Genomic DNA, 10,936 nt, shown 5'->3' on the forward strand with positions numbered 1-10,936 from the left:
AAGTGAGGTGAGGCTCGTATGGAACTGAGAAACGCGGAAACAGTCAGCACGAAGACGACATCGCTGCAGTTGACCGGCATGACGTGCGCCGCATGTGCAACACGCATTGAAAAAGGCCTGAACCGGCTCGACGGCGTCGCCGAAGCCAATGTCAACTTCGCGCTGGAGCGCGCGACGGTTCTGTACGATCCTAGCCGCATCGATGTTGCGAAAATGGAGCAGACGGTGCAGAAGCTGGGCTACGACACCGTCAAGGAAGCGGTCGATCTGACGCTGACGGGCATGACCTGTGCGGCCTGCTCAGCGAAGATCGAGAAGGTGCTGAATAAGCTGCCGGGCGTGGAAACCGCTGCAGTGAACTTAACAACGGAAGCCGCGCGTGTGACGTACAATCCGGCGGAAGTCACGCCCGCCGACATGATCGCGCGGGTGGAAAAGCTCGGCTACGGCGCGGCGCTGAAGCAAGAGCAGGGCGCGGATGCGTCCGAGCGCCGCGAGCTGGAACTGAAGCGGCATAAGCGCAAGCTGCTGCTGTCCGCAGTGCTGTCACTCCCGCTGTTGTGGGCGATGGCGGGGCACTTTTCTTTTACCTCGTGGCTGTGGACGCCGGAGCTGTTCATGAACCCGTGGTTCCAGCTCGTGCTGGCCGCGCCGGTGCAGTTTTACATTGGCCGCCAGTTCTACGTCGGCGCGTACAAAGCGCTGCGGAACGGCAGCGCGAATATGGATGTGCTCGTGGCGCTCGGCACGTCGGCGGCGTTCTTTTACAGCCTATACCAGACGTTGGATTGGTACGCGGAGGGGAGCAGCATGCATCATGGCGCGCCTGAGCTCTATTATGAAACCAGCGCGATCCTGATCACGCTGGTTGTGATGGGGAAACTGCTGGAGTCGCTGGCGAAAGGCCGCACGTCCGAAGCGATCAAATCGCTGATGGGCTTGCAGGCGAAAACAGCGCTAGTCATCCGTGACGGTGAGGAGCTCAGTGTTCCGGTCGAGACCGTACACACCGGCGACATCGTCATCGTCCGTCCCGGCGAGAAAATCCCGGTCGACGGCGAGGTGCTCGAAGGCGAATCCTCCGTCGACGAGTCGATGCTCACGGGCGAGAGTCTGCCGGTGTCGAAGCGCCCCGGCGATGCCGTGATCGGCGCGACGGTCAACCGCAACGGCCGCCTGCGCTTCCGCGCGACAAAGGTCGGTAAAGACACCGCGCTGGCGCAAATCATCAAAGTCGTGGAAGAAGCGCAGGGCTCCAAAGCGCCGATTCAGCGGGTGGCGGACGTGATTTCGGGCATTTTTGTCCCGATTGTCGTCGGGATTGCCCTCGTCGCTTTTCTGGTGTGGTATTTCCTTGTGACACCGGGGGATTTTGCCGGAGCGTTGGAGAAAGCGATCGCGATCCTCGTCATCGCGTGCCCTTGCGCACTCGGTCTGGCGACGCCGACGTCCATCATGGCGGGTTCCGGCCGCGCCGCGGAGCTGGGCATCCTGTTCAAGGGCGGTGAGCACTTGGAGCAGACGCATAAGATTGATGCGATGATTTTGGATAAAACGGGCACGATTACAAAAGGGAAGCCCGAGCTCACGGATGTGATCGTAGCGGCTAGCGGCGCCTCGGAAGCGGAATTCCTGCGACTGGTAGGCGCGGCGGAACGGGGTTCGGAGCATCCGCTCGCGGAAGCGATCGTCGCCGGCGCCCGAGCGAGAGGCTTGGAGCTGCCGGAGGCGGCATCTTTCGAAGCGATTCCCGGCTATGGCATCCAGGCCGTTATCGAAGGGAAGGCGCTGCTGGTCGGCACGCGGCGCTTGATGGAACAGCAAGGCATCTCCGTGCCGGAAGAAGCTTTCACCGCGATGGCGCAGCTGGAGGAAGCGGGCAAAACCGCGATGCTCGTTGCCATCGAGAAAGGGTACGGGGGTATTGTAGCGGTAGCCGATACCGTCAAAGAATCGTCCCAGGCGGCGGTCAGCCGCCTGAAGGACATGGGCATCGCGGTCATCATGATGACCGGTGACAATGCGCGGACGGCGAAAGCGATCGCCGCCGAAGTCGGCATTGACCGCGTGCTCGCCGAGGTCTTGCCGGAAGGCAAAGCCGCCGAAGTGAAACGGCTGCAGGCGGAGGGCCGCAAAGTCGCCATGGTCGGCGACGGCATCAACGATGCGCCGGCGCTGGCTTCGGCCGACATCGGCATGGCGATCGGCACCGGCACGGACGTGGCGATGGAAGCCGCGGACGTGACGCTGATGCGCGGCGATCTCGCCAGCATCCCGGACGCGATCTACATGAGCCGCAAGACGATGGCCAACATTCGGCAAAACCTGTTTTGGGCGCTCGGCTACAACGCGCTCGGCATTCCGATTGCCGCCCTGGGCCTGCTGGCCCCTTGGGTGGCGGGCGCGGCGATGGCGCTGAGCTCAGTCTCGGTCGTGCTCAATGCTTTAAGGCTGCAGCGGGTTCGCATTCGAAATTCATGATGTGTAGGAGCGATATACCACATGCATAAAAAGATCATCATCCCGGCGATTCTCATGCTGGGACTACTAACCGCCTGCGGTCAGGCGAAGGAGACCGCCACCGCGCATGCGGGGCACGGCGCGACAGCGGTCCCGACCAGCGCCAGCGCGCAGCCGGACGGCCATGCCGGCCACAGCGGCCACGAGGCCGCGCCGCAAGCGCCTGCCGCCGCTGCGCACATGCAGGCGGCGTTCACCTTCGCCGCCGGCGTGCCAAAGGCCGGCGCACCCGCCGAGCTGACCGTGAAGATCACGGATCAGGCGGGCAAGCCTGTGCAGGATTTTCAGGTGAACCATGAAAAGCTGCTGCATCTTATCGCCGTGAGTCATGACCTCTCGAACTTTCAGCATCTTCACCCCGCGTACAAAGGCGGCGGTCAGTTCACGGTGCCGGTGACGTTCCCGGCGGGCGGGGACTATAAGCTTTTTGCCGATTTTGTCCCGAGTGGGGGCAGCTCCACGACCTTGAGTCAGCAGGTGAAGGTCGACGGCGCCGACACGGGGCACACTTCCATCACCGCGGACAGCAAGCTAGTCAAAGAAGTGAGCGGCAAAGAAATCACGCTTGCGGCGAGCGGCCTGAAAGTGAATCAGGAGACGATGCTGACTTTTACGATTCGCGATGCGAAGACGAAGAAGGGGATTACGGACCTGCAGCCGTATTTGGGCGCGGTCGGGCACGTCGTGATCATCTCGGCGGACACCGAGCAGTATCTGCATGTGCACCCGCTGGATGAAAAGGCGACGGGGCCGGATGCCAAGTTTGCCACGACGTTTCCGAAAGCTGGCACCTACCGCATTTGGGGGCAATTTCAACATAATGGCGAGGTGATCACGGTTCCTTTTACCGTGGATGTGAAGTAGCTATGGCGCTTTCCGAAATGTACCGGTACTTTAATTTCGGAAAGTCGCCTATTTCGGCGGTCTGATGGCGGTTCTGGCATCCCGCGGATGATAATGAATAAGCTTGATGAGCTGCTCCTGCATGTAGGCGGTGGAGTGCTGAAAGCCGCTTTCAATCCAATGAAACAGTAGCCCGAGCAGGGCGTTGATCGAAAAAACGGAGGCCAATTCCGGGTCGATGTCATTCGCTTCGTAGAGTAGTTCTTCCCTTGAAATTTGTTTAAGGGCGTGAAACATCTTTTGCTTGAGTACGGGCAGCACATCGCTTTGGAGCAAGGTCGTGTAGACCTTCGCATTCGCGTATACATGCTGAAAAATCATAATCGATTGCGCCTGCAGCTCGTTAATGCGGAAAATAGCGACTTTCTCATACGGAGCTCTGAACGATTGAAGCAGTTCCTGAATTAGTTCAGCGAACACATCATCGAGCAGGACTTCTTTGCTTTCATAATTGGCGTAGAACGTCCCGCGGTTGTAATTCGCCTGCTCCACGATTTCCGTAATCGTGATGGTGGCAAAAGGTTTCTGCGCCATCAGCGCGAGCAGCGCTTCGCGCAAGGCCCGCTTGCTGCGGAGGATTCTGCGGTCGGTTTTGACCGCCGGCTTTGTCGGATCTGTCATCCCAATCATTCCCTTGTGTCAAATAGTGAACAAAAGCCTTCGTTTTGTCGGTTAGCTAACAAACGGAGGTTTTTTACTGATTGTTGGGGGTCTTACCTCTCTATTATACTGAACGTAACAGATGTTCTCTACTCAACATTTGTTCGGTAAGTATAGAGAAACCCTATTGATCACAACCTAATCTGGGAGGGATTCAGCATGAAATTGTCTGGAAAAGTGGCTGTTGTTACCGGCGCAGCGTCGGGTATGGGTAAAGCGATCGCGGAGCTGTTCGCGGCGGAAGGTGCGAAGGTTGTTGTGTCGGACCTGCGTGTAGAGTCGGCGGATGTCGTTGTTAACGGCATTAAAGAAAAAGGCGGACAAGCCATCGCGATTGCGGCGAACGTAGCCAAAGAAGAAGATATTCAGCATCTGATTGATCATACCGTGTCGGAGTTCGGCACTGTCGATATTTTGGTCAATAACGCGGGCATCATGGACAACTTCGTGCCTGCGGCGGATTTGACGGACGAGCTGTGGGAGCGCGTGTTTGCGATAAACACGACAGGACCGATGCGCGCAACGCGCAAAGTACTGCCTATCTTCCTTGAAAAACAAAGCGGCGTCATCGTCAACGTGGCTTCGGCCGGTGGTTTGTTCGGCTCCCGCGCAGGTGCAGCCTATACGGCGGCGAAGCACGCAGTTGTCGGCTTCACGAAAAACGTCGGCTTCCAGTACGCCAAGCAGGGTATTCGCTGCAATGCGATCGCCCCTGGTGGCGTAGCGACGAACATCGCGACGAGCATCAACGCGCCGAACCCGTTCGGCATGGAGCGCGCGATGACCGGCATGGGCATCAACCCGCGCACCGGCGAGCCGGAGGAAATCGCGAAGGTGGCGCTGTTCCTGGCGTCGGACGACTCCAGCTTCGTGAACGGCACCGTAGTCACCGCGGATGCGGGCTGGACGGCTTATTAAGAGGAGCGGCCCGCTGAGGGCCAAAGATAAACGACTCCGCCTTCCTGTCGAGGACGGGTGCGTTTACTGATGGCACAGAGCCACTTCGAGAATATACTTTCCGATATGCGCAAAAGAGGCAAGCCCGTGGGCTTGCCTCTTTGTGTTGGATTGGTTTAAATGAGTCCCGACTGCTTCAGCAGTCGCTGGACCATAATGGCCACTTCTGCTCGTGTGATCGAATCTTTCGGTGCAAGCTGGTTCGCGGCTCCCCCGACGACCAGTCCGCGTTTGACTAACAATGCGATGCTGTCCGTGGCCCAGGTGCCAACTGCGCTGCTGTCGCCGAATCCGGCGACTACTGCTTGCACTTGCGCGGCGCTGAGCTGCGGCAAGGCATCGCTCGTTAACCGCATCGCTCTCGCCGTCATCACCATTGCCTGCTCGCGAGTCATCGTTGCCTCCGGCTGGAAGTGTCCGTCGTCGAAGCCTTGGATGAGGCCATATTGGACGGCAGCGCCGACGTAGCCCGCATACCAGGATGTCGCATTAACATCCGAGAAGGAAAGGTGCGATGTGTCCGGCTTTAAGCCGAGCGCACGAACAAGCATCGCCGCGAATTCCGCTCGTGTGACGTTTTGCTCCGGTAGGAAGTTCCGGTCATCCACGCCGCTGATCACCATGCGGGAGCCCATATCGTTAATGGCTGCTTCCGCCCAATGACCTTTGGTATCTTGGAAGGTGAGCGGATGCCAGACAACCGAGTACGTGCTGTTTGTCAGACTGTTAATCTGTGCGTAGTAGCGGCCTTCGATCAACGTGATCTTGGTTGGCACGTGCCGAACCGTTCCGTTCTCATCGATGACGACGCCGGTCGTGATCTTGGTTGGATCCACGCCATCCGGGATCGCGATCGTCCGTGTGACGTATGCGTCGAATTGATCGATCGCAACCGTTGTGCCGTTGTAGGTGCCGCTGACGTTAAATTCCACGGCAGGCACGACAAGTTGGAGCTCGCCTGAACCGGTCAACTGCTCGATGACTTTGACGGTTTTCTCCGCAGGTGCGCCAATCTCAATCCGGATTTGGATGTCCTGCAGCGCTACGTCCTTGCCAAACTTGGCGGCCAAGTTATCGATATTGATTTGCCGCGCCGGGAGCGCATACGAGCTTGTCTCCGTCTTAATCTCAACGAACGCCGATTTGGTCTCCATGTTCCGAATCATCCGGCCGTTCAATTGGCCCGATATGACGTTCGCTCCGGCTTGGATTGGAATCGTAATGACTGCACCTTGCGTTTGGGCGTCCAGCTTGGCCCCCAGCTTCGCCTCGTCGACCTCGACCGTCGCCACCTTGCGTCCGTTCGCTTCGGATATCGTCAGCTTGCCCGCGCTTTCGCGCTGGCCGTTAACGAGCACATCCGCACTTGTCTGCTGTGGAACGTAAGGAACGTAAGAATCGGGTTGCGAGTAAGGGATAACCGCTGCCGACTCGCCGGAAGAGGCGGAACTGCCGGCAATATTCGCGGCTGTCACCGTAAAGGTGTACGGTATGCCGTTTGTAAGTCCTGTGACGGTAATGGGGCTGCCCGTACCTGTGACGGTTTTGTCTCCCGGCAGGACCGTTACCGTATATTGCGTCACGGTACTGCCGCCGTTGTCGACCGGCGGCTTAAATGAGACATAAGCTATGCTATCGTCCGCAATGGCGGTAACGTCGGTCGGTACGCCTGGTACGGTCGCTGGGGTAACCGAAGCGGACGATGCGGATGCTGTGGATAAGCCTGCCGCGTTTTTCGCTGTTACCGTGAACGTGTAGGCTGTGCCGTTTTGAAGACCCGTGACGATGATTGGACTTTCTGTTCCTTCTACGGTCTGTTCCCCCGGTGATACGGTTACCGTATAGCCTGTAATCGTACTGCCGCCAATAAAGGCCGGAGGTGTAAATGTTACGGTCGCTTGGCCATTGCCCCATTCCGCGGCAACGTCGGTCGGTTCGCCTGGTTTTGTGATGAGTGTGACGGCAGGTGTTGCCGCGGACGCTAACGATGCCCCGGCGTCGTTCGTTGCTGCCACCGTAAATGAATAAGGTACACCGTAAACTAGATCTGTTACCGTAATCGGGCTGGTTGTACCGCTTACCGTTCGTCCACCTGGCGATACCATTACCGTGTAGCCGGTAATCGTGCTACCTCCATCGCTCGAAGGCGTCGTGAACCGAACGGTTACTTCGCCTTCGCCTTCTTCAACCGTCACGCCAGTCGGAACGCTTGGCACGGCTGCCGGCGTTATCTCGGCCGTAGGCGTTGAAACCTCAGATGAACCTGCCACATTTGTCGCCGCTACCGTGAACGTATACGTTGTACCGTTCGTCAGCCCCGTTACCGTAATCGGGCTAGCCGAGCCAGCTGCCGTCCGTCCGCCTGGCGAAGCCGTCACGGTGTAGCTCGTCACGGCGCTGCCGCCGTTATCCGCCGGTGCATCGAACGATACCGTTGCTTGACCGTCGCCGCGCGCAGCGACGACGTTTGTCGGTACCTGCGGCACCGTGGCCGGTGTAACGGCGGATGATGACCCGGAAGCCGAAGAAGATCCTACCGCGTTCGTTGCCGTTACCGTAAACGTATAGGATGTGCCGTTTGTCAGATCCGTGACCGTGATGGGGCTGCTTGAGCCGGTCACCGTCCGTCCGCCGGGTGACACCGTTACGGTATACTGCGTCACGGCGCTGCCTCCGTTGTCGGCAGGCGGATCAAACGATACGGTTGCTTGACTATTGCCCCATTCCGCCGTAACGTTCGTCGGTGCGCCCGCAACGGTCATCGGAACGACCGCATTCGACGCTGCGGAAGGTGCCGACGTTAACGCGCTATTCGTCGCCTTCACAGTAAATGTGTACGACGTACCGTTGGTCAGACCCGTGATCGTGATCGGACTTCCAGTGCCGGTCGCTGTCCGTCCGCCGGGCGATGCCGTCACCGTGTAGCTGGCAATTTCGGTGCCGCCGTTATCGGCCGGCGCTGTAAATGATACCATTGCTTCGCCGTTGCCCATCTCCGCTGTTACGTCCGTCGGTGCCCCTGGTTCCCTCGCTGGCGTGATGCTGTCCGAGGCCGCCGATGCGTCCGATGTGCCAACCGAGTTCGTGGCGGTTACTGTGAACGTGTAGGCCGTACCGTTCGTCAATCCAGTGACGGCAATCGGGCTGCTTGCGCCTGTGGCTGTAATGCCATCCGGTGAAGACGTTACCGTGTAGGATGTAACCGGTCTTCCGCCGTCAAAAGGAACCATCACCGCGACGCTTGCTTCGCCATTGCCCGGCGTGACGCCCGTCACGACCGGCGCGTCGGGTTTGATCGGCTGGATCGTATAAGCCTCGGACATTACGAGGCTATTGGCCATGCCGTCCATCACGGCGATCGCCTTGATCGTCATCGCAGCGTTTACGGCGATCGGGCTGCCGTAAACCGCGCTTGTTGTCGTCGGTGTGCTGCCATCCGTCGTGTAGTAAATGACCGCCCCGATGGTGCTCGTCGATAGCGAGACAAAGGTGCCGCGAGCGACTTCGCTGCCGGCCGGTTCCGCTGCCGGCGTTGCGGTGAGCGGGATGTTCAATGTATAGCTGGCTGTCATCACCCGGCTGCTTCCCCAATCGCTGCGATGCGCGATCGCCTTAATCGTCACCGGTCCATTCACCGTTATCGCCCCGCTGTAAACCGTGCTTGCCGTCGTTGGTGTCGTGCCATCGGTCGTATAATAAATGGTCGTGCCTGCTGCAAAGGTTGACAGTGAGATGTTCGTGCCGGGAGAAACTGCGCCAGCCGCAATACTCGGCTTCGGCATGGACGTTCGCGGCGTTGGGCGATACGTTTCACTGTGATTGGAAGGCCCGGAGTTGCCTGCGCCGCCGGCAAGAAATACATTTCCGTTCTGCAGCAGCACAACTTCGGGGGCGAGAAGGCCTACGTTCATCGTCGGACCGGAGAGCCAGGTATCGGTTTCCGGGTCGTAAATAATCGTGGTCGCGAGAGGTGAATAGTTCGGGTCAAAGCCACCGGCCACCGAAACTCTGCCGTCCTCCAACGTTGTTGAGCCGTGAATGTAACGCATTGTCGGCATGTTCGCAGCGGCCGACCAATTGTTTGTCGCGGGATCATAGATCAACGCGGTGTTGGACATTGACCCATTCACTGTACCGCCGGAAGCGAGCACCCTGCCATCACCCATAAGCGCCATGCCGAATTCTTTTCGGCTAGCCGGCATGCTTGGACCTGCGGACCACGTGTTTGTCGTCGGATCGTAGATTTCGGTCGAAGCAAGATCACCGTCGTCATTTCCGCCTCCGGCGACCAATATCCGGCCGTCCGGCAGCGTCACAGCGGCATGAGCAGCGCGGAGAACGGAAAGCGGAGCGGCTGCGCTCCATGTGTTCGTTGTCGGGTCATAAATTTCAACGCTGTTAAGAACGCCGCTGTTAAAACTGTTGCCTCCGATGACCATTATCCTCCCGTCATGAAGAAGGACTGCGGCGTGGCTGAATCGGGCGGTGATCATAGATGTACCAGATGCCCACGAATTAAGTGTCGGGTTGTAAATCATCGTGGCAGCGGATTGCTGCATGCCGTCGTTGCCGCCAGTCACCATGACATTGCCATCGGCCATCGTGACCGCCCGATGCAACTGCCGATTGGCGGGCATGTTAGCCTGATTGGTTGCCGCCGAAGCGACAGGCAGATAGACAGGCAATGCCACAATCAATGCAAGTACGGATGTCAGCAGTATGCGTAAAAAATCCCTTGCTCTACTTGAATTTCTCATCTTCTCGTTCGTTCCCCCCCGTATGGGCGTGATTTGAAATCGTACATTTGCGATGATAGGGTCGACACCGGAAAATTCAAATATTATCGACGTTATTCGACATTATTCTAGAGGATATTGTCGAATTCCTTCTTGATTCGTGCTACACAATAGGTAATTTCACCCATTATTTTTCTCTTCGTTATAGGGGAACTCTGAATTCTTTTTTCAGGGGGATCCTCCTATAGATATCCCTCCATCGACGCTTCAAAAGAAATTAAAAAAATTTTCCCAACATGTCGATTCCGCCCACTCCCGTTCGTTGTGTATACAAACGGGGCAAAAAATCCCCATCCACTCCCAAGGAGCGTGTTTACCCATGCACTTCGTTCACTCGCAAGACGGTACCCAAATCGCTTATGACAAATCGGGCCAAGGCCCGGCCCTGATTCTCGTTGCCGGGGCGTTCAGCTACCGCCAGTTCCCGGGGCAGGTGGAGCTCGCGAAGAGGTTGTCTCCGCATTTCACGGTGTACAACTATGATCGGCGCGGGCGCGGCGACAGCGGGAATCGGCAGCAGCCGTACGCCATCGAGCGCGAGATCGAGGATCTCGCGGCGCTGATCCAGGCCGCGGGCGGATCGGCGTGCCGAGACGATCAAGTATTTTATGACGAAAGGGATGGGCGCGCCCGGTTTCGTCGTGACGATGATGCGGCTGATGCCGGGCGTCTGGGATCGGCTCATGGCGGTTGCGCACACGCTGCCGTAAGATGCGGCGCTGCTGGAGGGCTGAACACGGGCAAGTCGCTGCCCGCTCACCAGTGGCGCGGCGTGGGGATGCCGACCGTGGTGCTGGAAGGCCCGGAGAGCCCGATCGCCCTGCGGCGCGGCACACAAGCGGCAGCTAAGGCGCTGCCGAATGCGCGACTGGTGACTAAGAAAGGCCTTGGTCACACCAAAAAGCTGAACGCCGAGGCGATTGCGCAGGAGTTGATCGCTTTTTTCGCAGGTGAGCCGGTTGGCGTGTAGCGCCTTCATGTGCAGGGATTTCCAGCCTGCCGCCGAAAGAGTAGTGTATTTCAGCAGCCGGACAACTTTCATCTCGCAAACACAAGGTGACAAGAATGTCACCTTTTTTGTTGTTAAATCGATGGTTACC

6 protein-coding genes are annotated in these 10,936 nt (G+C 58.3%); 4 read left to right on the forward strand and 2 right to left on the reverse strand.

The genetic code is table 11. From position 1 onward, the window contains the following. The first annotated feature begins 18 nt into the window (after positions 1 to 18). Together ABE504_RS20805 and ABE504_RS20810 are read left to right on the forward strand one after the other, a co-directional pair. Positions 19 to 2,481 (forward strand): heavy metal translocating P-type ATPase, encoded by a 2,463-nt coding sequence (locus ABE504_RS20805; RefSeq protein WP_430092214.1) that lies wholly within the window; start codon positions 19 to 21, stop codon positions 2,479 to 2,481. Positions 2,482 to 2,502: 21 nt separating this feature from the next. Beyond that, entirely contained in the window at positions 2,503 to 3,384 is an 882-nt protein-coding gene (locus ABE504_RS20810) for a hypothetical protein (protein WP_430092216.1), read from the forward strand. A gap of 48 nt (positions 3,385 to 3,432) precedes the next feature. On the opposite strand, the gene ABE504_RS20815 is transcribed toward ABE504_RS20810, so the two are convergent. After that, positions 3,433 to 4,044 (reverse strand): TetR/AcrR family transcriptional regulator, encoded by a 612-nt coding sequence (locus ABE504_RS20815; RefSeq protein WP_430092218.1) that lies wholly within the window; start codon positions 4,042 to 4,044, stop codon positions 3,433 to 3,435. A gap of 198 nt (positions 4,045 to 4,242) precedes the next feature. Here ABE504_RS20815 and ABE504_RS20820 point away from each other — a divergent pair, with 198 nt between their 5' ends. Next, positions 4,243 to 5,001, forward strand: a complete 759-nt coding sequence (locus ABE504_RS20820; RefSeq protein ID WP_430092220.1) for an SDR family oxidoreductase — start codon at positions 4,243 to 4,245, stop codon at positions 4,999 to 5,001. A 155-nt stretch (positions 5,002 to 5,156) separates the two neighbouring features. Here ABE504_RS20820 and ABE504_RS20825 read toward each other — a convergent pair whose 3' ends face one another. Beyond that, positions 5,157 to 9,797, reverse strand: coding sequence for a fibronectin type III domain-containing protein (locus ABE504_RS20825; protein WP_430092222.1), 4,641 nt, complete (start codon positions 9,795 to 9,797; stop codon positions 5,157 to 5,159). Between the two features lie 358 nt (positions 9,798 to 10,155). On the opposite strand from ABE504_RS20825, the gene ABE504_RS20830 reads away from it, so the two are divergent. Next, on the forward strand, positions 10,156 to 10,806 hold the full coding sequence (locus ABE504_RS20830; protein ID WP_430092224.1) for an alpha/beta fold hydrolase: 651 nt from the start codon (positions 10,156 to 10,158) through the stop codon (positions 10,804 to 10,806). Positions 10,807 to 10,936 lie beyond the last annotated feature (130 nt).

It is taken from the genome of Paenibacillus oryzisoli (assembly GCF_050467285.1).
Classification (GTDB): domain Bacteria; phylum Bacillota; class Bacilli; order Paenibacillales; family NBRC-103111; genus Paenibacillus_E; species Paenibacillus_E oryzisoli_A.

Coding starts and splice junctions, on each gene's coding strand:
- ABE504_RS20805 (WP_430092214.1), top strand. CDS start 19: ATGGAACTGAGAAACGCGGAAACAGTCAGCACGAAGACGACATCGCTG.
- ABE504_RS20810 (WP_430092216.1), top strand. CDS start 2,503: ATGCATAAAAAGATCATCATCCCGGCGATTCTCATGCTGGGACTACTA.
- ABE504_RS20815 (WP_430092218.1), bottom strand. CDS start 4,044: ATGACAGATCCGACAAAGCCGGCGGTCAAAACCGACCGCAGAATCCTC.
- ABE504_RS20820 (WP_430092220.1), top strand. CDS start 4,243: ATGAAATTGTCTGGAAAAGTGGCTGTTGTTACCGGCGCAGCGTCGGGT.
- ABE504_RS20825 (WP_430092222.1), bottom strand. CDS start 9,797: ATGAGAAATTCAAGTAGAGCAAGGGATTTTTTACGCATACTGCTGACA.
- ABE504_RS20830 (WP_430092224.1), top strand. CDS start 10,156: ATGCACTTCGTTCACTCGCAAGACGGTACCCAAATCGCTTATGACAAA.